The sequence below is a fragment of the Halobacillus sp. K22 genome, from assembly GCF_052246795.1.
Taxonomy (GTDB): Bacteria; Bacillota; Bacilli; order Bacillales; family Halobacillaceae; genus Halobacillus.
Map to the genome: position 1 here is coordinate 36,846 of NZ_JBQQCN010000006.1, position 23,524 is coordinate 60,369.

Sequence of the window (23,524 nt, forward strand, 5' to 3'; positions counted from 1 at the left end):
AATCATACTTAATCAGACGTGAGAATATAAGTCGATCGAAAAATCCAAATCCGAATTGAAATGGCTGAAAGTGATAGCAAGTGAAAAATACTATTTGTAACCAGAATGAGTTATATTGAGCGCTATCTTTTTGTTATGCATATTTTAATATGGACGATCATGATAGAAAGGGATGAGGAGACTTATTGATTAAAATCAAAAATGCTTTCCGCAGAGCTGTAGGAAAACTTCCCTCTGCAGGGGCTGGTTTAGTTTCCCACAAGTTTGAAACCTAAGCGGGACATATGATTTTACAGGAATGGTCATATAATGTTGACTGCCCCAAAGGTAAGATGCAAACGAGCCGTTCGTTTCTTGTGAAATAAAATTTTAAATAAATATATTAAATTGTGAAACTTTAGCAGGTATGAATTCGTTACGAAATGGTGAGCTTATTTTTAATAGTGGAAATAAGTAAAAAAAGAAAAAGGGGTTGTAAATTTGCTGGAAAATACTTTGCTCGCAATCATCCTAATCGTCTTAGGAATCGTCGTACTAATAGGGGGAATTACCGCCTTTATCATTTTTCGCCTGCGTTACAAAACGGCAAGCTCGAACGAAGCCTTAATTGTGACAGGACCAAAACTGGGAGATCCGCAGCAGGAAAAAAATGTGTTCGAAGATGAGAATGGACGATCTGTTAAAATCATTCGCGGCGGTGGATATCGCTTGAGAATGTTTCAAACGGCAACACCGATTGACTTAACTTCTTTTCAGCTGCAAGTGAATTCAGAAAAAGCTTATACCAAAGAAGGAATTCCGGTGAGAGTAGCTAGTACGGCTGTAATCAGCATAGGCAGTGAACTGGAAATTATGGCTAACTTCGCTGAAAAATTCTTAGGAAAGAAACAAAATGAGCGTGAATCAGAATTGAAAGATGTGTTAAATGGCCATCTGCGCTCTATTATAGCTTCTCTTCCTATTGAAAAGATCTATAACGACTTTAAAGAAGTGAATACGCAAGTTAAAAAAATAGCTGAAGCTGATTTAAAAGGAATGGGCTTTGAAATCACTTCATTCGCCTTAAACGATGTGGAAGACGTTGACCAGGAAAATGGATATATTGATGCTCTCGGTCGACCGCATATTGCTGAAGTTCAGAAGAAAGCGAACATGGCTGAATCGGATGCAACTAAAGAAACTCGCATTTATCAGGCGAAAAATGATCAGGAAGCTCAAGACGAAGAAAACCGTAGACTTACGGCTGTAGCCGAATCCACTAAAGAAAAGGACATTAAGGAAGCAGAATTCCAGAAAGATACCAACCGTGCGAAAGAAAACGCAAATCAAGCGGGTGAGCTTGAACATCAAAAGCTTGCTCAGCAGATTAAAGAAGAAGAACTGAAGGTTCAATACATAGAGAAACAGCGAGCCGTGGAGCTGGAAGAGGAAGAAAATAAACGACGCCGTTCCATTGCAGACGCGGAAGCTTATGAAGTTACAAAACGAGCAGAAGCAGAAGCAGATACAGAGAGAATTAAAGGGGAATCCGAAGCGGAAGTTATTCGTCAGCGGGGAATTGCACAAGCAGAGTCTAAAGAGCGTATGGCTAAAGCTATGGAACACTATGGAGAAGCAGCTATTGTAGAAATGCTGATTAACGTATTACCTGAATATGCTGAGAAAGTATCAGCTCCACTCTCCCAAATTCAAGACATGAAAGTAATCGACATGGGTGGCTCTAATTCCAACGGCGGCTCAGCGAAAGTGGCAAATAGTGTAACCTCAACTATGCTGGGTATCCAGGAGTCTTTAAAGGAGACCACAGGAATGGACTTAAAAGCTATGCTTGAGAGCTATGTTTCAAGAGGCAATGTAACAAACTTCTCTTCTGAAGCATCAAAGCAATTTGAGGAAGCTTCAGCAACGATGGAAGAAGACAAGCCAGAGAGAAAGAGCGAAGGTGAACAAGAAACAGAGGAATAGTATAAACTGGTTAGTTTAGCAGAATGGAGGGGGAATTTTCCCTCCATTCTGCTTTTCACATTCAGAAAAAAGTACGCAAAATGTTACTTCACAGGATAAAAACAACCTGAAGCCTCAAACTACTTAAAGAGGTGATGGATATGGTAAAACGAGAGGCTAAATCTAATAATCCTTACGTTCCCCATTCAAAAGGTGGAGTGGATGGTGAAGAGGGCTTGAAGTCCGAGAAGCCTTTTGAAGATGAACGCTATGATGGGGATTCTGTTGATAAACACGAACGTATGGAATCTGCGAACGAGTATCTCGGAGAAAAGGAAATAAAACAGATCCTTAATAATTCTTTAATAAAAAAATGGAAGATCTGATCCTCCATTTTTTTACTTGCGTAGATTATGGGTGATTTATTTCTTTTTTAATCAATAACGATATCAGCATAGAAATATTTAAAGTGATTGTTGAATAACGTGCAGGGAAGCTGAAATACTCGCGTCTAAATTAAGCGAATAAGCGACGGATTCCATCTGAGATGCACCGGTTACATTTGCAACTAAGCTGGTTATAAAATCATTTAAGGTTTTTAACTGTATATTTGCAAGATGCAGGATATTTTACAGCTAGGTTAGTTTAGATAAGGATAGGGAGCAGAATTAACACAAACTTACAATTATTCTTGAGCTTTACCATTCTATTTAGTAAACCATCAAGCTGCTGAGAGATCTTCAGAACTTTGTTATAATCCTCTCCTTGAGTGTAAGCTTCATACATAGACTTTCTTGTTTCTTCAATTTTAGTTTTTAGATCTTCTTCATTCATTTAAGATGCCTCCTATAATACCTTGGCATGTAATTGCACAATTAAATTAACATCAGAAGGCTTTTACATGCATCCTAATCGGAAAAAAATTCATTGAATTATCATATTTTACAGTTATGTCTAAAAGAGCGCAAGATTATTATACCTCTAACTAAATTGAGAAAATTTGATTAGGTAAATATTCCGCTTTTTCAAAATATTACCTTAGACACTTTAAAATCCTTAAAAATATGTTACGTTTTTAATGAAAGCGTTTTATTTTATTTTTTTATCCTTATGATTAAACGTTTAACCAGTAAGTAGATCATAATTTAGAGGTTTTCAAAATTCAAGGAGGGGTAAATTTGAGTAAATTGCAAAGTTTCATTGTTGGAGGGTTTTGTTTAATTATGTTTTTATTTATGAGTTTTTTTCCTACGCCATCTTTAGCTGGTGGAGAAGATAAGAGCGAAGCACTTGTACCTGAAAATCATATAAGAATTCACTATAAACGTATGGATGAGGAGTATGAAGGCTGGGGTCTTCACTTGTGGAACCAAGACGATCAGAACCCTGCAATCAACTATACCGTAGATTGGGGTAACCCCGTGCTCTTTGATGAAAATTCTGAATGGGGAGTTTATGCTGATATCCCTGTAGAAAATATCGAGAATGGACTCAACTTCATCGTACATAAGGGCGACAATAAGGACACGCCTGGAGACAGAAGTTTTCCAAGCTCTGGTGAAAAAGAATTCTGGCTTGTCGAAGGCGATGCTGATGTATATTCAGAACAACCGGAGGTTACTACGGATCTAACTTACGCAGAAATTGTAGAAGAGCATCAAATTCAAGTTGAGTTAAGCAAAGTACCGGCCGAATGGACCAGGGGAGACTTTTCAATCAAGCACAATGGCGCAACATTAACGATTGAAGAAGTTAATGTGGATGGTCAAACGGCTCAGTTAACTACAAAAGAAGTGTTGGAAGTAACAAAAGCGTACACGGTTGAATTCAAAGGTCAGGATACTGAAGCGAAGGCATCGTGGAAGTTGATTGATAAGGAATTTTCCTATGAGGGCAACGATCTTGGAGCAACTCTCTATAAAGATGGATCTGCTCAACTTAAAGTGTGGTCTCCTGTAGCTGAAGAAGTATCTGTGACACTTTACAATAAAAGGGACCAGAACGAGGTTGTTAAAGAATCAATACCTATGAATAAAGGTGAAAAAGGGGTATTCGAAGTAACCCTTAATGAAAAGCATACAGGCATTCAAGATCTGACTGGATATTATTACCAGTACGAAGTGAAAGCATTCTGTGAAACCAAGACGGCTCTTGACCCTTATGCCAAATCCATGGCTGCCTCAAGAGATGATGATGAAGACACAGTGGGTAAAGCGGCTATTGTAGATCCTTCATCCATTGGTCCGAAACTTCATTACGCTAAAATTAAAGACTTTGAAAAACGAGAAGATGCTGTTATCTGGGAAGCGCACGTAAGAGACATTACTTCCGACCCGGATCTGGCATCTGAACTGGATAGCCAATTTGGTACGTTTGAAGCTTTTGGGGAAAAGTTAGATTACTTGAAAGAATTAGGCGTAACGCACGTTCAGCTTCTTCCTGTAATGAAATATTATTTTGGCGATGAATTTGAAGCTGATGAACGGGAGCGCGAGTATTCCTCAAAAGACAATAACTATAACTGGGGCTATGATCCCCACAGCTACTTCTCACTGACGGGGATGTATTCTGAACGTCCTAAAGACCCTGAAGCCCGTATTGCAGAATTTAAACAATTGGTAAAAGAAATTCATAAACATAAAATGGGGGTCGTGCTGGACGTGGTTTATAACCATACGGCCAAGGTAAGCATTCTGGAGGATCTGGTTCCTGATTATTATCATTTCATGGATGAAGAAGGAAACGCTAAGATCGGTTACGGCGGTGGAAAAGTAGGTACGACACACGCGATGTCCAGAAAACTTATGGTCGATTCCATAAAATACTGGGTGGACGAATTCAAGATCGATGGATTCCGCTTCGACTTAATGGGCGATCTCGATGCAGAAAGTGTCCAAAAGGCTTATGATGAAGCCAAACAGCTCAATCCAAATATCCTCATGCTTGGGGAAGGGTGGCGTACGTTTGTAGGAGATGGAAGTCCGGAGAATGAAGTTACACCGGCAGACCAGGACTGGATGGATGAGACAAACGGAGCCGCGGTTTTCTCAGATGAAATTCGAAATGAGTTGAAATCTGGATTCGGCAGTGAAGGAGAACCAAGGTTCATAACCGGCGGCGCCAGAGATATAACTACGATTTTTAACAATATTAAAGCCCAGCCTGGAAATGTCTCGGAAGATGATCCAGGAGATATCGTTCAATATATTGCTGCACATGATAATTTACCGCTGCATGATGTTATTGCCCAATCCATTAAAAAAGATCCTGCAGAACATGAGGAGGAAATTCAAAAAAGGATTCGAATTGGTAATTCTATGATTTTAACAAGTCAAGGCATCTCTTTCCTTCATGCTGGTCAAGAATACGGAAGAACGAAGCAATGGAAGGGAGAAGGTGTTCCAGAGGAAAAGTTCACTTATATGGTAGATGAAAATGGTGAACCGTTTGACAATCCTTACTTTATCCATGATTCCTATGATTCTTCTGACGCTATTAACATGTTTGACTGGGATAAAGTACAAGAAGAAGGAATCCATAAAGAAACAATGGAGTATACGAAAGGTTTGATTGAGCTTAGAAAGTCCACCAATGCTTTCCGTTTAGGCACGGAAGAGCTGGTAAATGAAAATGTAAGCTTAATCGACGCACCTGAAATCGAATCCTCTGACCTTCTGATCGGCTATAAAAATGTGTCTACAGATAATACAGGTACCTATTATGTATTCATTAATGCGGATAGTGAGAAACGTACGCTTTCACTTGAAGAAGATCTTAGAAAAGAAAAGGTTGTAGTGGATAGAGACGAAGCAGGTACAAAAAAAGTTAAAGATCCATCTGGGTTTACATTGGATAAAGACGGCATTACGCTGGATCCTCTCACGACCGTTGTAGTTAAAGTTAAGAACTAATTATCTCCCCCTCTGTAACTTATGGAGGGGGATTTTTATATAAGGCGCACTGGAAAACCTATACGCAACTATTAAAAGATATGCTACTATGTAATACAGTATATTCGATTAGTTCCATGCGGAGGGTTCCAAACGTGCTGCCAAAACAAGTTACGATAAAGTATATTGCAGAAAAAGCTAATGTGTCGATAGCTACGGTATCTAACGTTATAAACGGTAAAGGAAGAGTATCCGAAAAAACGGCTGAACGAGTTCGCTCGGTCATTCAGCAATACCGGTATCAAGGTAATATAGCTGCGAAAAATTTGCGTACAAAGAAATCCTATTTGTTCGGTGTGGTTGTTTCAGTAACACAGCCCGAACGAAGGCTCAAGGATAACCCTTTTTATTGGGAATTGATCTCAGGAGTTGAGGCAGAAGCGAGTGATTATGAATTTGCCATCGCTTTAAAGGGGATCGATTCGGCTGAAGAGTTATCCGCCTTTATTACTCAAAGGGATCTGGACGGGGTAATTATTGTTGGAGCGGAAGAGGATTCTTCATTTGTGAAAGTGGCTGAGGAAGCCAATATTCCCGCAGTTTATATAGACAGTTATTTCGAGGATGTGAATTTGTACCAGGTGCGTAATGAGGACGAAAAAGGAGCTGCCTCTGCTGCTAAACATCTTCTTGATTTAGGTCACAGAAAGATAGCCCTTCTTTCAGGTAAACTGACCCGTAATTCGGTCAATTATTTCAGGTGGCAAGGCTGCAAAAAAGAATTATCAGCTTTTAACTGTTATGATGAATCACTCCTTATTGAAACGGATACTTCAGCTGAGGGTGGATATCACGCAGCAGATGATATAATCGGGAAATTCCCAGAAGTCACGGCTGTCATAAGTTTTTCAGATATTACCGCTCTCGGCTTATATAAGCGGCTGGATGAAAAAGGGTACGACATTCCGAGGGATCTCTCCATAACTGGATTTGATGGAGTTTACTTTACTAACTACATGATTCCAAAGCTTACGACAGTTAAGCAAGATGTAAGCGATAAGGGAGTAACTGCAGTGAACTTGCTATTTGCGCAGATTCAAAATAACGCTTGGCCGGTGGAAAATCGCAGAATTTCCCTCCCTGTTCATCTCATCGATGGGAATAGTACGGCCCCCTGTAAAATACTATAAAGCACCCTTCATTAGTGAGAAGGGTGCTTTCATTCGTCTAATGCATCTCACGCAACTCGTTGAGCGAAACTTCTAACTCATTTTCCGGCTGGTCAATCGGGTAAATTCGCGCTGTTGCATTTGATTCATCTACATGTTGAATGTAAATCGGCTGATTATTAAACGTAACGTGAGCCATTACAGGGGATGAAGCTATTTCTTGTGCACGCTGTTTGTTCATTAGGCAGCAAACCCTCCTTTTTTATAGTTTGTGCTTGCTGGGGAAGTCTATTCTTTAGGAGAGGACTGTATATAAGCATGATCTTCAGAAATGTAGCATCGCTCAAATAATTTATAAAAATAAAGACACATTGAAACGGTTTAAATACTTATTCGTAGAGGAAAAGAGAAACAGAAAATATTAATTAGTAGGAGTCGGTTTGATGGAAGATCGAAAGTTTATGTATTGGCTTGGTGTAATTCCGATTGTTTCGTGGGTCCTTTATTTTCTAGGTTACGCAAATAAATATAAAACTGAAAAAATTTTGGAAGCTGTTATCCTGGTTCTCATTCTGACAGTAGTTTATTATATTTCTGCTCTGCTTTATTTTAAGCTTTCGAAACGATAGGAGGTATGGGGGTGTCTTCACTTGCTAAAGCTTCTTTCATTTTATGTTTCATAACATATTTCTTTGTAACTGTTGCTGCAGTCTTTTTCTATTCCATAACGTGGCTTTCCTATGGGATCATCTTTTTAATTATTCCAGTTTTGCTTGCAGGCATAATTTTGGCTGCCCAAGGATTTTTTAAAGAGAAAGAAAGAGGCAATAAAGCGGTACATGCGCTGTGTCTTCTTTTATTTTGCTTATTGTTCCTGACCCCTCTGGGTCTGAAGTTATTTGTAAATAAAAGTCTGTAAATTAAGGTTTTGTAAATAAAAACACAACTCCTGACTAGCACAAAGACCTCAGAATGAAAATTTAAAAGGAGAAGTTTTATGAAAAAATTATTATCTTATATTCCAGCCTTATTTGGAGTTTTTTATATCATTTCGTTCATTTATGCAATTCTTGAATATGGAGAAATAAGGGTATTTGATCTTATTGCTATTATCGTATTGTTCTGGGCATCCTCACTGCTTCAAAGAAAACAATCATCTAATCAAAAGGTAAATGCTCGAGAGTAGGCCACTTTTCAATGGAAAAGTGGACATGGAATTATATTAAGTCATAAAAAGAAGGATAGACATGACCGCTTTACATGCAAAATAAATTCCTAACCCAAGTAAGAATAGACTCGAACCTACTGAAATCATTCTCAATATACGTGGTTTCAGAATCCCTTTACTAAAATGAACGGTAAGCGCTAAATTTAAGTTCCACAGTGCTATTCCGATAAAAATGGCACTGCTTATATAGAATGCTTTTAGTAGATTGTCTTTTTGAAATGTTTCACTTAAAGCGGATCCATAAATTCCCAGCCAAAATAGAATATTTAGTGGATTGAAAGCTGCCAGGGATAAACCGGTCAGGTAAGGTCGAATGCATCCTTGGGCGAAATCTGTGTCTCGGTTAGGGGAAATAGTAACAGATTCTTTTTTTGTAAAGAGGCTCTGAAAACCTGTATAAGTTAAGACAAGAGCTCCAAAAACTAACAGAATGACCTGCACCGAGTTTATGATTAAGTATTTTGATAACCCTTGATACATAAGAAACATAAGTGTGAGGTCAGCTGTCATCCCTCCCGCTCCTACAAGTATGGAGGGCCAGAATCCCTGGTAAATCCCTCTTCTGATTATTTCCAGGTTTATAGGCCCAATAGGCGCCGCAATTGATAAGCCTAGAATGATTTGCCTGACCAATAGTAAAAACATGGCTTGTCCTCCTTCTGTACATTAAATGAAAGAACAGTTAAATTTAGAAGACAATAAAAGAAGCTTTTCCAAAAAGCGGGATGATGAATGGTATGTAGAATTCCATAAAAAAAAGGTTTTCACAAGTTAAGTATAGTTGTGAAAACCTTTTTTTATTATTAGTATGCTTCTAACTAAAGACCCTTAATAAGCATTTTGTCCAATTCACGCACTTTATCATAAGACTCTACAAGTTCTTCAGGGACGAGAGTTCTTCCGTAATCCCATGCGTTTGTTTCTATGATGGATTTTAGCTCTGCAATTTCTTCGTCGCCCCCATACATGAGTGTCCTCAAATCGTGTTTATGTTTTTTGAAAGTAAGGTAGTAGCCGATTTCATGGTATAGCATAATTTTCACAAGGTTTTCTTCACTTTCTTTTATTTTAACCTTACTCATATAACCATTTACTTCCAGGTAATGAAAGCGGATCGTATTTGTAGAAACATTGTAACTCATAGGTGCGGAGAGACTATTGTTAGATTCATAGTTTATATCTAAGCGATGCTGCTCTAATGTATTTTTAATTATTTCCTCGATGTCCCATATGTATAGCATTTTCTTCATCAACCCTTTCAAGACATATTTCACTTCACTGTATAGAATTTACCCTATAATTCTTTAATATAATCGAAATTCATGACAATTGAAACTATGACAGATCACATTAGAAATTTCAAAGTTTAATTAGAGCTCATCTACCTTCTTATAAGTTTCTTATGGTACAGGAAAACCTTGATTTTATAATATCAAGTCTCGCCATTTCCATACCCAATTACCACCGTTTCAAAGAACCTTGTATTGCAACGAGTGAAAGGAACGAGGGAGGCTCATCTGGGGAAAGTTGTTTAGATGAGAGCCGAGAGAGCTTAAGCTCTAGGAGACTCAGCAAACGCCCGCCGAAAGCGAGTCTTTCCCTGAATCCTTTTTCCGCATAATATTTCGAAACGGAGTCTTTCAGAAAACGTCCCTAAATTTAAATTAAGAACGTTCTCAGAATTTAACCCTCAAGTTTAGCAGACCATTAAATAAAAAAGCCTGTTATCCAATAATGGATAGCAGGCTTAAGTAATAAACAACTTAGGTGACCCAACCATGTAAGAATCATCCCAGATCCTACATATTAATTATCTTGCTCATACTCAGAAGAATGATTCTAAGATGAATTCGTTTCCTAATTCCTCTTGGTTAAGTCCAATTTGGAAAATGGATCCTTCTTTAAAACAGAAGGCGAATCGTAACAGGTTGTTTCAACAAGTCGACTACCTTTTCAAAAAGTCTCCTAACTGTTTTGAAAGGTCATGGTCTGACAAGTGAAACGTAGTGGTTGGTGTCCACTAAAATTGAGCAGTTTGTGACTCGACCTTAGTGAGGGCTGATCTCATCCTTTACACAGGAAATGTGTTCCCTATACTGTCAGTCTAAGTCGATGTTCGTTTGGAAACGAACTCGCGATGGTTGAGCCACCTAAGTTGTTTAAGTTTTATTTCTTATCTTCCTTACACTTACATTATATCACCACTTTACAGCTTTTGAAAAGGTAATTTGTGTCGTAATTGTTAACGTTTACATTAATCTAATAAATCGTAGCAGAGCCCAGGTGATACCTGTTTGATTTTAGCTAAAAAATAATAATTAAAATATGGCTGGTACGGCGTGTCTTCATAAATGTCTCCACGTTGCAATTACCTCAAAGTGTTCAAATCTTAAAGCTGACAAGACGCAAGAGATTTATCCTAGGGAGAAGTATTCTGGAAACGGAAAAAAGTATATGCTTTATAATGAAAGACAGACGATGAGTAGGTTTGTTGAAAATGGCTATCAATGGAGGAATGGGCGAATGAGAAGGGTGGAAGTTTTCTTATATGATGAAAGGTGGCCTCTAAAATTTGAAAAAGAAAAGAAAAAATTATGGAGTATCTTTCAATCTGAAGTAATAGAAATTTATCACATCGGCAGCACTTCTGTGCCAGGCCAAAAAGCCAAGCCGGTCATAGATGTGATGCCGATCGTTAAAGATATAGAACAAGTTGACCAATATAATCAACAAATGCGAATGATAAATTACGAGGCGAGGGGAGAATACGGTATCCCAGGTCGAAGATTCTTCCAAAAAGGAGGGGACCAACGCACTCATCACGTTCATGTATTTGAACAGGGAGATGAAAATGTTAAGCGTCACCTGGCTTTTCGAGATTATCTGCGGTCCCATCCAGAAGCGAGGAAAGAGTATGGAAATGTAAAACAGCGCTTAGCCATCCAGTTTCCTTTCGATATGGATGCTTATATAGAAGGTAAGTCAGACCTTGTGAGCGAAGTTGAACGAAAGGCTTTGGAATGGTACGTGTATCAATCAAATTATGACCATAAATAAACTGCAGCGCCAACAGTTTACTCATCACCCTCCTTGGGGAAACACCTTTAGAAACAATAAACTAATTCACCATAGAGGAGTGATTTATATTAATTTATTTTCCAATCAAGGAAAAGTAGCAGTGGTAACAGGTGGAGGAAGCGGCATTGGCCGGGTAATGGCTGAGACGCTGGCTGAGAGCGGTTCCGATGTTGTGCTGCTTGGAAGAACAGGCAAGAAATTAGAAAAAACAGCACAGGAAATTAAAGACCTAACTGGAGGAAGTGTTAATTCTATGGTCTGCGATGTGACTGATAATGAAGCAATTAAAATTATAACCGAGCAAATATATAAAGAATACGGCCATATTGATATCTTAGTAAATAATGCCGGCACGACCTCTAAGGGAACTGTAGATACACTTAATGAAGATGATTGGAATCGAGTAATGGACACTAATTTGAAATCTGTATTCTTTATGAGTCAGGCTGTCGTTCCATATATGAAAAAACAAGAGTATGGCCGGATTATCAATACGGCATCTGTTGCGGGGGATGTGAGTTTGTATTTCAGCTCTGTCTACGGAACCAGTAAAGCAGGCGTGATCCACCTGACCAAACAGTTGGCTGGTGAATTAGCCGGGAGTAACATTACCGTGAATGCTATTAGTCCCTGGTTCTTCAAAACAGATTTTAACCGTGACAAATTGGAGAATGATGAATTCAGATCTATGATTGAAAACAGGGCTCCTATGAAGCGCCTTGGTCAGTTAGAGGAACTGAAGACATCGGTTCTTTACTTTGCTGCAAGAGGTTCAAGTTACACAACGGGACAGAACATTTTCGTAGACGGAGGCATGACAACCTTCGGATTGTAAACTATTATTTCTGTACAACTCGAAGGATTTCTACCCTTCGAGTTTTTTGTGATGGATTCTGAAACAAACCAGCTGTTTATTTTTAAGGAAGTCCTTAAATAAAAATGGAAATTTAAAAATTTATAAGGTAAGATGAGTTCATGTTAGAAAATTCTGACATTTATTATGTAATTAACCAATAAAGGGAGGAAACTTAATATGGGTTTACGCACGATCACATGCGTGTTGGTTTGTTTCATAGTTATATTTGGGTTTTCTGCACAGAGCACGGCGGCTGCTGATAAGAAAACGAATTACTTTGTAAATAAGGATAAGCTGCCATTTGATGAACTTAATGGGTTAGAAACAAATAGGTACTGGGGTGTACATAAGGGAGCTGGTTACAGAATAGAAGTCCCGGAAAGGTGGAATGGAGAGCTTGTTCTTTACGCTCATGGTTATAGGAATGCTGATGTTAAAGAGTTAACTGTCGACAATCCAGAAAATTTAAGAAAGTATCTTCTGGAAAAAGGGTATGCATGGGGGGCATCCAGCTATAGCACAAATGGCTATGATGTGAAACAGGGAGTAATGGATACCCATGCTCTTGGGAAATTCTTCAATGGAAAAATTGCAAAACCAGAGCAGACCTACGTAGTAGGGCATTCTATGGGGGGTCACATTACAGGTGTGCTTATTGAGCAATACCATAATACGTATGATGGAGCTATGCCTATGTGCGGAGTGATGGGAGACAACGAATTATTTGACTTTTTCTCAGACTTTAACCTTGCTTCTCAAGTTCTTGCAGGAATTGAACCCCAATTTCCAGCGGTAGATAATTACCAAACCCATGTCGTTCCTAAAATAAAACAAACCCTGGGACTAAATACAGGTTTACTGACTGCTGAGGGAGAAATGCTTCGAGATCTTACAATGTATTTTTCAGGTGGAGATCGTCCCTTGTTCAATCTCGCGTTTTCAAGCTGGAAGAATTTCTTATACACCCTATATCGTTCAGACTTCTCCTACGGAACACCAGGCAATATTATTGATAATACAGATTCCATTTATCAACTTGATTCAAACCCTGAGCTCTCAGTGGAGGAGATTGAGTTAGCTGAAAAGATTCCTAATATTACTGCTGATCCTCAAGCTCAAAATATAAATGGACTATCAAAAATACCAAGCATATCAGGAGAACTTCATCAACCTGTAATCACGCTTCACACTTTAGGTGATCTATTTGTACCTTTCTCTATGGAGCAGATGTATGCCAAAAAAGTAGCAGCAAATGGTGACTCAGATTTACTTGTCAGCAGGGCTGTACGAGCGGTAGGTCACTGCGAGTTTACTCCAGCAGAGGAGACAGAAGCTTTTGCTGATTTAGTGAAATGGGTTGAAAAAGGGATAAAACCTGAAGGTGATGCTATATTAGATCCGGCAGTTGTTAATCAGGAGAATTTTGGGATAAAATTCACTAATCCTTTACGTATTTATGATCCCCTGCACTCTTCAGGTGAATGATAAATCCAAAAAACAGTCAGCGTATTTGCTGACTGTTTTTTTATAAGAGAATAATGTTTAGTTCTCATTATCCATGTTTGTGAAATCTGACATACCTTTTCTATCTCTAGATCCACGTCCATTCATCATGCTATATGCAGCAAAGCCAATGCCAATTGAACCAAGCAGCGGCCACCATTGTACATTTCTTCTCATCAAATATCTCTCCTCACTTGGCTTTTCAAGCCTTTCCTATTATGAGTAGGGCAGGCTTGACTTATGTGTGGGAACTTTTCTCATATCCAGGGAGAAATTTTGAGTTCGCAATATGTTATGCATGAGATCCAGAGCTTATTGGTCGCGTCTTTCTTCAGATGGCTCTTCATCTACGTCTGGTTCTTCTTCATCCATATTAAAAGGAGTGTCCCGTTCACCAGGCTGGCTCCCTTACATCACGGGGATCTGCTCCCATGTCTGGTCCGCGATTCTCGTTCATACGATTCTCGTCCATACGATTCTCGTCCATACGACCGTTATCCATACGGTCATCCATGCGATCGTAATTCATACGATTTTCATTGTCTCCATAACGCATCGGATCGTAATTTACGTCCTCAGGCTGGTTGTTCATCTGATTATCGTCGTCCATTGCACAAGCAGTCAGAAGTCCAGTAGACATAACGATAGACAACGCTAATAACATCAATTTCTTTTTCATGTCGTAACCTCCTTTTCTCAAGTAGTTTGAAGCATGTTTAATATCTGCACATTTAGCATTTTTTACTCGTAATTTTATTGAACACAATAGTCAGCCTTCTACTTACAGTCCTGTTCTTGACATATGACATCATGTCACTTATAGTAGCTTTTGTGCTGAATGTGACATGGTGTCATTTCTATAGAATAAGGAGTTATATAAATGCCTAAACAAACTTTTTTTAACTTGAAGGATGATAAGAAAAATAAGCTGGTTGAAGCTGCTAGAGACGAGTTTTCACGTGTGTCTTTATATGAGGCTTCTATCGCTAACATTTTAAAGAAGGCGGAAATCCCACGAGGGAGTTTTTATCAGTACTTTCATGATAAAGAAGATGCTTTTTTTTATTTATTAAATGAGCATGCAGAAGAGCGTCATGAAAATTTTATTGAGAATGTGAAGGTGTTTAACGGAGATCTATTTCAAGCTATGACAGAGGTATATATGACGGTTTTCCGATTCTCCAATGAAAATGGCAAAAGTAACTTTATCAGAAATGTGCTAATGAACATGAATTACAAAATTGAACATGCATTTACAAAGAATTTAACGAAGCAGAATATTGAGCAGCGTTTTCATGAGATTTATCAGCTCGTAGATATGGAAAATCTTGATGTTTCTAATGAAGAAGAATTCTATCATCTCATGCAGATACTTATTGCTGTGACCTTTCATAATTTAGTTCACTGTGTATCCAATGAATTTACGGAGACGGAAGCGTTAGATAAATATGTAGCCGAACTCCGTTTATTAAAAAAAGGACTCGTTAAAAATTCGTAACCTGAATAATTAGAAAGAAGGAAAATTTATGTCTAATCAACAAGATAACGGCCCGGAGAATATAAATAAAGTCCCATTAATTATTGTCCTTCTATCCGGAGCCTTTGCTGCAATATTGAATCAGACGTTACTGGGAACGGCTTTACCTCATATAATGAGGGATTTGAACCTGGAAGCCAGTACAGCTCAATGGCTGACATCCATTTTTATGCTTGTGAATGGAGTTATGATTCCAATCACGGCTTTTCTAATTGAACGATTTACCACTAGAAAGTTATTCCTTACGGCCATGGGTCTTTTTGCGGCTGGAACACTTGTATGTGCAGCAGCTCCCAATTTCTCTATACTAATGCTGGGCCGGGTTATCCAGGCCTCCGGAGCTGGAATTATTATCCCGCTTATGCAAACCATTTTGTTTCTCATTTTTCCAGTTGAAAAGCGAGGTTCGGCTATGGGGATGTTCGGACTTGTGATCTCGTTTGCTCCAGCAATTGGACCTACTTTATCCGGGTGGCTCGTCCAGCAATTCCCGTGGAGAAGCTTGTTCTTTGTAATCTTGCCTATTGTTATTATTGATTTTATTCTTGCTTACTTTATATTAAAGAATGTAACTAGACAGTCCTACCCAAAACTGGATATATCATCCATTATTCTTTCTTCTTTAGGGTTTGGAGGACTGTTATATGGGTTTAGTGTGGCAGGCACAAATGGATGGGGGAGTCAGCAGGTCCTCATATCCATGATAGTTGGTTCCATTGCATTAACGACTTTTATACTTCGACAATTCAAGTTGAAACAGCCTATACTTGAATTCAGAGTATTTAAATTCAATATCTTTACGCTCACGACAGCACTTGGGATGGTAGTATTTATCGCTATGATTGGAGCGGCTACGGTCTTGCCAATCCTAATGCAGGATATGTTGGGCTATAGTGCATTAGAGTCAGGGCTGGTTCTGCTGCCAGGAGCCTTAATTATGGGTTTTATGAATCCAGTTACCGGGAGGCTTTTCGATAAATTTGGCGCTAGATGGCTTGCTATTAGTGGACTTTTCATACTAACAGTAACGACCTTCATGTTTGCAAATTTATCTCCGCAAACCTCACTCATGTATTTGACAGTGGTTAACGCAGTCCGCATGTTAGGAGTCGCTATGGTAATGATGCCTGTGACAACGGCTGGTCTAAATCAGCTCCCTTCACGCTTAATCGCTCATGGTACCGCAATGAATAATACAATGCGCCAGGTTTCCGGTGCAGTAGGAACCGCACTCTTAGTGACAGTAATGTCAACCGCAGCTCGACCAAACGAAGGTGTAGCGGGACTTGTTCATGGTGTTAATGTTTCATTTATAGTTGCTGGCATTTCAGCTATCATTGGTCTTATTATTTCCTTTTTTATAAAGAATCCGAGCCGGGAAAAAGAGAACCACAGTAAAACAAGGGAAGAGGACGCTGTTCAAAGCTCATAGTCATTAAAAAGCGCAGATTCAGCTCTGCGCTTTTTTATTTGGCTCTTATAAATCTCCTGGTAGCTCTTACAGTTAAGCTCCCAATTGTGTAATCTTCTTAAGGCTTAAATTGGTATAAGTCTAGAGATATTATTTTATCCTCAATTGGCGATCAGGGTATAAGAGAAGGGAGATAACTTTATAAAAACAGCTTTTAACTATATTGAATTTTCAGAAAAGTATATATATACTTGAGTCAGTAGTCTTGGTTTATTTTTTTGAACTCTACATACCTACTGGTCAGTATTTGATAAAGAGGAGGCAGCAATGGAAAGTAATACGGAAACTCTTAGAGAGAAAAAAGGAAAGCTCAGAAACGACAAGAGCAAAACAAGGTTCCTATAGTGCCAGGGAAAGAATTGATCTGCTTGCAGATCAAGGATCATTTTTAGAATTAGGGGCTCTGGCTCATTCTCCGGTTCCTGGAATGGAGGAACGTACCCCTGCTGATGGTCTGATTGGAGGGGTTATTCGAGTCGATGGAAGAGAGGCAGTTGTGCAGGCGATGGATGTCTCTGTACTATCTGGAACCGAGGGAGAAGTTCATCTTCGAAAAAGTGAGTTTTTTCACTCCTATGCAAAAAAGAGGAGGCTTCCTCTCTTTAATTTATGTGAGGGCGGGGGCTTAAGAATGCCGGATGGGATGGGGTCTGATGGAATCAGTGATAAGCTATTTCCTTCCAGTCTCTTAGACCATGGTCGTGAAAGCCCGATTATGACAGCTATTCTCGGTGAAAGTTACGGAGGTCCAACATGGATGGCTGTTAAGTCAGATTTTGTTACACAAGTTAGAGGAACCAGCATGGCTGTCGCTGGTCCGCGTATGCTGGAGATAGCAAATGGAGAAGAGCTGTCTCCTGAAGAGCTCGGTGGGCCTGAGATGCATGCCGCTTATACAGGTCAGATCGATCACATTGCTGAGGATGAAGAAGAAGCAATTGAAGCATTACGCAGATTTTTTAGCTATATGCCTTCCAGCGCTGATGAAACACCGCTTCAGAAGCCGGTTACCAACGGAGACTCCATGGAAAATAGCAATGTGGAGGATATTGTACCCTCGAATTTACGAAGAGCTTACGATATGAAATTACTTATTCTCCGTTTAATTGATAATGATTCATTCATGAACTTCCGAGCCTTTTATCAAGTTTTGAAACTTTAATCCATATTTCTTCTTCCTTTCCTTAATTTGGATTGTTTGTACACACCAAGTATGTATCCTGCAGTGTATTTTTCAAAACATCTGAACTCTCCAATTTATATATTAGGATAGAAACAGGGTCTTGTTGGTTAGAGTAAAGCAATATTTTATGGTTTGTTTATTCAAATTTAATATCATGCCAAAGCTCTATGTAGAAATTTAAGAACAGGATAAAGATATATTTAAATAACAAGCTGCTTTATATATTTCTGTGGTGGTGTTCTTCATTTCTGTTCCGGTTGCTTTACATATGAAATTCTATATGATTACGTATTATAACTAATGGAAGGTATTTGCCCCTTCATCATGTTTTATTTAGGTGAATAAAGGATACATTACGCTATACGAAAGAATTTAGTATGACTGTCGAACATAAATTGAATGATGAAGAAGGAGAAATGATAGATGCGTAATCAATTGAAACATTTCATTAACGGTGAATGGGTGGAATCTACGGGTTCTGAAACTTACGATGTTATAAATCCAGCTACAGAAGAAGCAATTGGAACCATTAGTATGGGTACAAAGGAAGATCTGGATAAAGCGGTAGCTGCAGCAAGACAAGCACTTCCTTCATTTTCTCAAACTTCCAAAGAGGAACGGGTAGAGATGCTGGAGCGAATTGCTGAAGAATATGAAAAACGTAAAGATGATATTGTTGAAACCATAACGGATGAATTAGGTTCACCTCTAAAAATTTCAGAAAAAGTTCACTATATGATGGGTTACAATCATTTTTCACAAGCTGCAGAATCATTAAAGAATTTTTCTTTCATGGAAGACCGCGGTGGTCATACTGTTGTTAAAGAAACTGTAGGAGTAAGTGGATTAATTACTCCCTGGAACTTCCCTACTAATCAGACTTCGACCAAAATTGCCAGTGCTTTTGCGGCAGGAAGCCCGGTTATTCTGAAGCCGGCGGAAATGACTCCGTTTGCAGCGATTATCTTAACAGAGATCTTTGAAGCTGCAGGGGTACCAAAAGGTGTATTTAACTTAGTTAATGGAACAGGGGAAGTAATAGGAAATGGGATCAGCTCCCATCCTGACATTGACTTTGTTTCCTTTACTGGATCAGGCGCTGTAGGAAAGAAGATTATGGAAAATGCCTCTGAAACTATAAAGAATTTTGCACTTGAACTGGGAGGCAAATCTCCACTTATCTTGCTGGAAGATGCCGATGTAGACGTCGCAGCAAGAGCTGCCGTTAATCATATTGCAACCAACACAGGTCAGGTCTGTTCAGCTGCTACGAGGGTTCTTATCCCTAGTAAAATGAAGAAAGCTTTCGAAGAAGCGGTGTTAAAAGTTCTACCTGAATTTTCAATAGGTGATCCGAGAGAAGATAATGTTATAGGTCCATTGATTTCCAAGAAGCAATGGGACACCGTTCAGTCCTATATTGAAAAAGGGATGGATGAAGGAGCATCTTTATTAACGGGTGGCACCGGAAAGCCGGAAGGGCTTGAGAAAGGATATTACGCCAGACCTACCGTGTTTACAGATGTTCAAAATGATATGGTCATTGCACAAGAAGAGATTTTTGGACCTGTAACTACTGTTATTAACTATGACTCGCTTGATGAAGCTATTGAAATTGCTAATGAAACCGTTTATGGATTAGCTGGTTATGTGATAGGCAATAACCCGGAAAATCTGCGCAAAGCAGCTACCGGAATTCGGGCAGGACGTATTAAAGTCAATGACACTGAAGCTGACTTTTCAGCTCCATTTGGAGGTTACAAGCAATCTGGCATTGGAAGAGAATGGGGCGACTATGGTATCGAAGAATACTTGGAAACCAAAACAATACTTGGATTTCCTTCTTAATGAAAATTGAGGTGTTAAGGCACTCCTCATAAATAAAAGAGGCACCCGGACTACCGGGTGCCTCTTTTATGTTAGTTAGTCCTGATCGAACCATAACGTGTCCTGAATATCTACGGAACCATTGTAATTGATGTGAATTTCTTCGTCAGCTTTAATGTCTCGGTAAGCATAAAAGTCAAACGTATCGTTATCAAAATTAATAACATAGTTCGCGTTAGGCTCATAGGAGTGGTTAAACATCATCCCATAACCCAATACGAAAGCCGTATGGTTTTCGCCGTACTCAAATGCGTAATCAGCCAGCCGCGTTTTTTCTATATGCACATGTTCCTGGTTTGGATAAGGGATAACGGGAGCCTGGTGAATAAGTGTATTTTTTGGGATATCCTGTTTCGCAAAGACACCTCTATTTAATTCTTCATCTGTTAGTGTAGAAGTTCTAATTTCAATCATGGAATCACCTTGCTTTCTTTTCAAGATCTTGCTTTGCCTATCTTAGCCTGACAGAAGTGTGTATATAAATCAAATGACAAAATTTTCAGTAAAAATAAAATTTAAAAGGAAAATTGAGGAAAAACTATGTTAAACTTGTGAAAATAAAAAACTAATCAAAGGACTTGATCGCATGAAAATTTCCACATTCTTATTGTTTATTATCCTTATTATGCAGCTATCCACTCTTATTAACATTACAGTGTTTGATGGGGCAGGGAACGCTGTCCTGCTTGCCGTGCATACCATCTCCTTTGTAGCAGCCATTGGGTTTTATGCCCAAATCAGAAGCGAAAATGGCTAGATTCAGACCTGCCTTTTTAAAGTGGGTGTCTACCGAATTTGTGTACACCACTCAATGACAACTGTTTTAGTAACCATATTTCTTTTGTATAATCTATAATCTATGAAAATGAAAAACTGGTTAACTACGTAATCACTTGTGGCAGAAGGTAACACAGATTCATTGTACCCAAGTATTGAATAAGTCAAGGAATCCTATTAAACCCAATGGTCTGTCTATGGTTTAGCTGGTTTTCGAAGGGGGAGTTCCAGTTAGGAAGGAGAGTTTAATTCAAATATAGCTTCAGGATACCTTCTTACACGACAAGGATTGCAAAAAATGATAACCCTGCTATTCCTGTACAACTACAATAATAGTTTAAAAAGCACATCCTATAATAGGCTGTGCTTTTTTTATGGGAGTATCAGCTGCAAATTTATCTAGAAACAAATTTGTTTCCTGTGACCCAAAACCTCCACGGATAATCACGGGCTTCTCCAGCATTATCAATTCCGATTCGTTTACCCTGAGAAATATGTTCAGGTTGATACCCTTTTTTTATATAAAGGGGGGGACGATCCCATGGATGTCCATAATCCGACTTGATAATTCCTAAAGCCTTTGTTAATTTTCCGGGGCCATTGGTTAAGTCTTTATCTTTTTTGTCTCCCCTTCTTTCCCGTATAAGGTCCAGGCCTTTTACAGGTTCAACCGCTCTTATTAAAACGGCTTCTGGATGATCCCATTCACCGCTTACTACATTCACTAGACAATGAGTATGCATAACGTAGGTGTAGACATGTCCAGGCGGTCCGAACATGACTTCAGTTCGTTGAGTCCGTTTATCTTTAAAGCTATGTGCGGCCCTGTCTCCAGGACCAATATAAGCTTCGGTTTCTATAATATATCCTGAAGCTGTACCTTTATCTGTTTCTTTAACTAACTCGGCGCCTAATAGAGATTTTGCAAGTTCTAAAGTAGGCTGGTTATAAAATTCTGGTGGTAAAATACCCATCACTATAGTCCCCTCTCACAGTTACGATTAGACATGAAGTTCATCTAATATATCACAAACCAGACCTATTTTTCATTCTATCTCTTCTAAATTAGATGAATCTAACAAGGGGTATTTAATAGATTTATTATTTTAGGTTTGAATATTGAGAATTAAGGTTATTTCAAATGTATCAATTATATTAATATAATATATTGGATGAAATGATTGGTAAAGGGTGAGGTAGATGGATACATCTAATATTTGGTTTACATTGTTATCCTGCATATTTTTTATGGCACTCGTAGCTTATATTTCTTACAGGCAAACGAAAGGAAACACCAATAGCTCTGCTGGTTACTTTCTTGCAGGGAGAGGACTAAGCGGAGGCTTTATTGCAGGCTCTCTATTGCTGACTAATTTATCTGCGGAGCAATTGGTTGGGTTGAATGGTCAGGCTTATCGCACTAATCTCTCTAACATGGCCTGGGAAGTCACCGCCGGTTTGGCCATTGTATTAATGGGATTGTATTTACTTCCTAAATATATGAATTTATCCATTACTACTCTGCCTGAATTTCTAAGTAAGCGATTTGATGAAGGGGTTAGGCGTTATACGGTTATATTATTTATGGTTGGATATGTACTTATCACGATTCCATCGATGTTATATTCAGGTGCGCTTGCCGTCTTAAAACTATTTAATGTACCGGAACTTCTCGATATTTCTTACACCCAATCGGTATGGACTGTTATTTGGGCAATAGGTATTATAGGGGCAATTTATGCTATATTTGGAGGGCTCAAAGCTGTGGCCGTATCCGATACGATAAATGGAATTGGTTTATTAATTATCGGAGCTCTTGTGCCGATTTTAGGTTTAATTACTTTAGGCGATGGTGAATTTTTAAACGGTGTTAAAACGATGACCACCGAAAACCCGGAAAAATTGAATGCAATTGGAGGACCTGATGATTCTGTGCCGTTTGGAACTATATTTACTGGGCTTATTTTTGCGAATATGTTTTATTGGGCATCCAACCAGTATGTCATTCAACGTACGCTTGGCGCGAATAGTCTGAAAGAGGGACAAAAAGGTGTTATATTTTCAGGTTTTTATAAACTATTAGTTCCTATTTTTATGATGATACCTGGTGTGATTGCGTTTCATCAGTACGGTGGAAATTTGAGATCAGTGGACCTCGCATATCCGACCCTTGTTACGAATGTTCTTCCACCATACCTTTCTGGTTTTTTCTTAGCTGTTCTGCTTGGAGCGGTCCTTAGTTCGTATAATTCATTATTAAATAGTGCAGCCACAATGTTTGCACTTGATGTTTATAAACCTGCTTTTAACAAGGATGCTTCAGAGGAGAAATTGATTAAGGTAAGTAAACAATTCGGAAGTATAATCGCGCTCGTTACTTTTTTTATTTCTCCGTTACTTATGAACGCTCCTAATGGTTTATGGGATTTGATCAGAAAATTTACTGGCTTCTTTAATATTCCTATTATTGCTGTAGTTCTGGTAGGAGTCCTTTCCAGAAAAGTTCCTGCGATTGCAGCTAAGACGGCAATAATATTCCATGTATTCGCTTATTACTTAATGGTATGGGGGTTTGATCAATTATTTGGAATTGCAGTTAATGTTCACTTTATTCATATTTACGGCATTCTTTTTGCGACAGAAGTTATAATTATGCTTACTATTGCTTACTTTAAGCCAAGAACTAAAGCATTTCAATTTTATAAAAGTCCTAAAATCAATATGACACCCTGGAAGTACAGTGTGGCTACGTCCGTTATTTTAATTGCAAGTATTTGCGCTACTTATGTGGTTTTTTCTCCTATAGGTGTAGCCTATTCAAAAGGAATTGTATCTCCCTATTTCTGGCCGGCACTAAGCGTGCTTCTTATTGCAACCATTGCACTGGTTATGCTGTCCATTAAGAAGTGGCAGAAAAAGTATGCAGAAGTATTAGACTATGAAGAAAGTAATAATGAAGAACCTATAGAAAATGTTCAGTGATAAGAAGCTCCCTAATTAA

General features: G+C 38.7%; 23 protein-coding genes. 15 read left to right on the top strand and 8 right to left on the bottom strand.

The genetic code is table 11. The annotated features are described in order from the left end of the window. Positions 1-480: 480 nt before the first annotated feature. Together ACTWPM_RS06425 and ACTWPM_RS06430 are read left to right on the top strand one after the other, a co-directional pair. The gene (locus tag ACTWPM_RS06425) at positions 481-1,965 is read left to right on the top strand and encodes a flotillin family protein (RefSeq protein ID WP_443132244.1); all 1,485 of its coding nucleotides are present in this window, start codon (positions 481-483) and stop codon (positions 1,963-1,965) included. A gap of 140 nt (positions 1,966-2,105) precedes the next feature. Beyond that, positions 2,106-2,330: a hypothetical protein gene (locus ACTWPM_RS06430; protein WP_443132245.1), complete on the top strand. Its 225-nt coding sequence runs from the start codon at positions 2,106-2,108 to the stop codon at positions 2,328-2,330. 259 nt (positions 2,331-2,589) lie between these two features. Here the strand turns inward: ACTWPM_RS06430 and ACTWPM_RS06435 are convergent, their stop codons facing one another. Next, positions 2,590-2,778 (bottom strand): Spo0E family sporulation regulatory protein-aspartic acid phosphatase, encoded by a 189-nt coding sequence (locus ACTWPM_RS06435; RefSeq protein ID WP_443132246.1) that lies wholly within the window; start codon positions 2,776-2,778, stop codon positions 2,590-2,592. 344 nt (positions 2,779-3,122) lie between these two features. On the opposite strand from ACTWPM_RS06435, the gene ACTWPM_RS06440 reads away from it, so the two are divergent. Further along, the gene (locus ACTWPM_RS06440) at positions 3,123-5,855 is read left to right on the top strand and encodes a pullulanase (protein ID WP_443132247.1); all 2,733 of its coding nucleotides are present in this window, start codon (positions 3,123-3,125) and stop codon (positions 5,853-5,855) included. Positions 5,856-5,989: 134 nt separating this feature from the next. Further along, positions 5,990-7,024, top strand: a complete 1,035-nt coding sequence (locus ACTWPM_RS06445; protein ID WP_443132248.1) for a LacI family DNA-binding transcriptional regulator — start codon at positions 5,990-5,992, stop codon at positions 7,022-7,024. 37 nt (positions 7,025-7,061) lie between these two features. On the opposite strand, the gene ACTWPM_RS06450 is transcribed toward ACTWPM_RS06445, so the two are convergent. Continuing rightward, on the bottom strand, positions 7,062-7,244 hold the full coding sequence (locus ACTWPM_RS06450; protein ID WP_443132249.1) for a small acid-soluble spore protein H: 183 nt from the start codon (positions 7,242-7,244) through the stop codon (positions 7,062-7,064). 202 nt (positions 7,245-7,446) lie between these two features. On the opposite strand from ACTWPM_RS06450, the gene ACTWPM_RS06455 reads away from it, so the two are divergent. Together ACTWPM_RS06455 and ACTWPM_RS06460 are read left to right on the top strand one after the other, a co-directional pair. Further along, a complete protein-coding gene (locus ACTWPM_RS06455; protein WP_443132250.1) occupies positions 7,447-7,632 on the top strand; it encodes a hypothetical protein in 186 nt (61 codons plus the stop codon). Between the two features lie 368 nt (positions 7,633-8,000). After that, positions 8,001-8,189 carry a hypothetical protein gene (locus ACTWPM_RS06460; RefSeq protein WP_443132251.1) on the top strand — a complete coding sequence of 63 codons (189 nt, stop codon included), beginning with the start codon at positions 8,001-8,003 and terminating at the stop codon, positions 8,187-8,189. A gap of 36 nt (positions 8,190-8,225) precedes the next feature. Here the strand turns inward: ACTWPM_RS06460 and ACTWPM_RS06465 are convergent, their stop codons facing one another. After that, on the bottom strand, positions 8,226-8,876 hold the full coding sequence (locus tag ACTWPM_RS06465; RefSeq protein WP_443132252.1) for a LysE family transporter: 651 nt from the start codon (positions 8,874-8,876) through the stop codon (positions 8,226-8,228). A 173-nt stretch (positions 8,877-9,049) separates the two neighbouring features. Continuing rightward, positions 9,050-9,472, bottom strand: a complete 423-nt coding sequence (locus ACTWPM_RS06470; protein ID WP_443132253.1) for a hypothetical protein — start codon at positions 9,470-9,472, stop codon at positions 9,050-9,052. Between the two features lie 1,282 nt (positions 9,473-10,754). Here ACTWPM_RS06470 and ACTWPM_RS06475 point away from each other — a divergent pair. The 3 genes from ACTWPM_RS06475 (at position 10,755) to ACTWPM_RS06485 (ending at position 13,650) form a co-directional block, all read left to right on the top strand. Beyond that, positions 10,755-11,288 (top strand): GrpB family protein, encoded by a 534-nt coding sequence (locus ACTWPM_RS06475; protein WP_443132254.1) that lies wholly within the window; start codon positions 10,755-10,757, stop codon positions 11,286-11,288. 79 nt (positions 11,289-11,367) lie between these two features. Further along, entirely contained in the window at positions 11,368-12,144 is a 777-nt protein-coding gene (locus tag ACTWPM_RS06480; RefSeq protein ID WP_443132255.1) for an SDR family NAD(P)-dependent oxidoreductase, read from the top strand. A gap of 198 nt (positions 12,145-12,342) precedes the next feature. Continuing rightward, on the top strand, positions 12,343-13,650 hold the full coding sequence (locus tag ACTWPM_RS06485; RefSeq protein ID WP_443132256.1) for a hypothetical protein: 1,308 nt from the start codon (positions 12,343-12,345) through the stop codon (positions 13,648-13,650). 57 nt (positions 13,651-13,707) lie between these two features. Here ACTWPM_RS06485 and ACTWPM_RS06490 read toward each other — a convergent pair whose 3' ends face one another. Then, entirely contained in the window at positions 13,708-13,845 is a 138-nt protein-coding gene (locus ACTWPM_RS06490) for a hypothetical protein (protein ID WP_443132257.1), read from the bottom strand. Positions 13,846-14,059: 214 nt separating this feature from the next. After that, a complete protein-coding gene (locus tag ACTWPM_RS06495) occupies positions 14,060-14,347 on the bottom strand; it encodes a hypothetical protein (RefSeq protein ID WP_443132258.1) in 288 nt (95 codons plus the stop codon). Positions 14,348-14,548: 201 nt separating this feature from the next. Between ACTWPM_RS06495 and ACTWPM_RS06500 the strand changes: the two genes are divergently transcribed. The 4 genes from ACTWPM_RS06500 (at position 14,549) to ACTWPM_RS06515 (ending at position 19,707) form a co-directional block, all read left to right on the top strand. Then, complete coding sequence (locus ACTWPM_RS06500) at positions 14,549-15,166, top strand: TetR/AcrR family transcriptional regulator (RefSeq protein ID WP_443132259.1); 618 nt, start codon at positions 14,549-14,551, stop codon at positions 15,164-15,166. 28 nt (positions 15,167-15,194) lie between these two features. Continuing rightward, positions 15,195-16,637: an MDR family MFS transporter gene (locus ACTWPM_RS06505; protein WP_443132260.1), complete on the top strand. Its 1,443-nt coding sequence runs from the start codon at positions 15,195-15,197 to the stop codon at positions 16,635-16,637. Positions 16,638-16,881: 244 nt separating this feature from the next. Beyond that, positions 16,882-17,838 carry a carboxyl transferase domain-containing protein gene (locus tag ACTWPM_RS06510; RefSeq protein WP_443132261.1) on the top strand — a complete coding sequence of 319 codons (957 nt, stop codon included), beginning with the start codon at positions 16,882-16,884 and terminating at the stop codon, positions 17,836-17,838. A 444-nt stretch (positions 17,839-18,282) separates the two neighbouring features. Continuing rightward, positions 18,283-19,707 (top strand): aldehyde dehydrogenase family protein, encoded by a 1,425-nt coding sequence (locus ACTWPM_RS06515; RefSeq protein ID WP_443132262.1) that lies wholly within the window; start codon positions 18,283-18,285, stop codon positions 19,705-19,707. Positions 19,708-19,782: 75 nt separating this feature from the next. On the opposite strand, the gene ACTWPM_RS06520 is transcribed toward ACTWPM_RS06515, so the two are convergent. Beyond that, positions 19,783-20,160, bottom strand: coding sequence for an SET domain-containing protein (locus ACTWPM_RS06520; protein WP_443132263.1), 378 nt, complete (start codon positions 20,158-20,160; stop codon positions 19,783-19,785). Between the two features lie 172 nt (positions 20,161-20,332). Here ACTWPM_RS06520 and ACTWPM_RS06525 point away from each other — a divergent pair, with 172 nt between their 5' ends. Continuing rightward, positions 20,333-20,503: a hypothetical protein gene (locus ACTWPM_RS06525; protein ID WP_443132264.1), complete on the top strand. Its 171-nt coding sequence runs from the start codon at positions 20,333-20,335 to the stop codon at positions 20,501-20,503. Between the two features lie 415 nt (positions 20,504-20,918). Here ACTWPM_RS06525 and ACTWPM_RS06530 read toward each other — a convergent pair whose 3' ends face one another. Further along, positions 20,919-21,497, bottom strand: a complete 579-nt coding sequence (locus ACTWPM_RS06530; RefSeq protein WP_443132265.1) for a DNA-3-methyladenine glycosylase — start codon at positions 21,495-21,497, stop codon at positions 20,919-20,921. Between the two features lie 226 nt (positions 21,498-21,723). Here ACTWPM_RS06530 and ACTWPM_RS06535 point away from each other — a divergent pair, with 226 nt between their 5' ends. Next, positions 21,724-23,505: a solute:sodium symporter family transporter gene (locus tag ACTWPM_RS06535; protein WP_443132266.1), complete on the top strand. Its 1,782-nt coding sequence runs from the start codon at positions 21,724-21,726 to the stop codon at positions 23,503-23,505. Positions 23,506-23,524: the final 19 nt, after the last annotated feature.

What these genes read in the sequence shown, in the direction of transcription:
- ACTWPM_RS06455 (WP_443132250.1), top strand. Translation starts at nt 7,447, where the DNA reads ATGGAAGATCGAAAGTTTATGTATTGGCTTGGTGTAATTCCGATTGTT.
- ACTWPM_RS06430 (WP_443132245.1), top strand. Translation starts at nt 2,106, where the DNA reads ATGGTAAAACGAGAGGCTAAATCTAATAATCCTTACGTTCCCCATTCA.
- ACTWPM_RS06475 (WP_443132254.1), top strand. Translation starts at nt 10,755, where the DNA reads ATGAGAAGGGTGGAAGTTTTCTTATATGATGAAAGGTGGCCTCTAAAA.
- ACTWPM_RS06505 (WP_443132260.1), top strand. Translation starts at nt 15,195, where the DNA reads ATGTCTAATCAACAAGATAACGGCCCGGAGAATATAAATAAAGTCCCA.
- ACTWPM_RS06515 (WP_443132262.1), top strand. Translation starts at nt 18,283, where the DNA reads ATGCGTAATCAATTGAAACATTTCATTAACGGTGAATGGGTGGAATCT.
- ACTWPM_RS06485 (WP_443132256.1), top strand. Translation starts at nt 12,343, where the DNA reads ATGGGTTTACGCACGATCACATGCGTGTTGGTTTGTTTCATAGTTATA.
- ACTWPM_RS06460 (WP_443132251.1), top strand. Translation starts at nt 8,001, where the DNA reads ATGAAAAAATTATTATCTTATATTCCAGCCTTATTTGGAGTTTTTTAT.
- ACTWPM_RS06465 (WP_443132252.1), bottom strand. Translation starts at nt 8,876, where the DNA reads ATGTTTTTACTATTGGTCAGGCAAATCATTCTAGGCTTATCAATTGCG.
- ACTWPM_RS06495 (WP_443132258.1), bottom strand. Translation starts at nt 14,347, where the DNA reads ATGAAAAAGAAATTGATGTTATTAGCGTTGTCTATCGTTATGTCTACT.
- ACTWPM_RS06535 (WP_443132266.1), top strand. Translation starts at nt 21,724, where the DNA reads ATGGATACATCTAATATTTGGTTTACATTGTTATCCTGCATATTTTTT.
- ACTWPM_RS06450 (WP_443132249.1), bottom strand. Translation starts at nt 7,244, where the DNA reads ATGAACAAACAGCGTGCACAAGAAATAGCTTCATCCCCTGTAATGGCT.
- ACTWPM_RS06490 (WP_443132257.1), bottom strand. Translation starts at nt 13,845, where the DNA reads ATGAGAAGAAATGTACAATGGTGGCCGCTGCTTGGTTCAATTGGCATT.
- ACTWPM_RS06530 (WP_443132265.1), bottom strand. Translation starts at nt 21,497, where the DNA reads ATGGGTATTTTACCACCAGAATTTTATAACCAGCCTACTTTAGAACTT.
- ACTWPM_RS06520 (WP_443132263.1), bottom strand. Translation starts at nt 20,160, where the DNA reads ATGATTGAAATTAGAACTTCTACACTAACAGATGAAGAATTAAATAGA.
- ACTWPM_RS06525 (WP_443132264.1), top strand. Translation starts at nt 20,333, where the DNA reads ATGAAAATTTCCACATTCTTATTGTTTATTATCCTTATTATGCAGCTA.
- ACTWPM_RS06500 (WP_443132259.1), top strand. Translation starts at nt 14,549, where the DNA reads ATGCCTAAACAAACTTTTTTTAACTTGAAGGATGATAAGAAAAATAAG.
- ACTWPM_RS06435 (WP_443132246.1), bottom strand. Translation starts at nt 2,778, where the DNA reads ATGAATGAAGAAGATCTAAAAACTAAAATTGAAGAAACAAGAAAGTCT.
- ACTWPM_RS06470 (WP_443132253.1), bottom strand. Translation starts at nt 9,472, where the DNA reads ATGCTATACATATGGGACATCGAGGAAATAATTAAAAATACATTAGAG.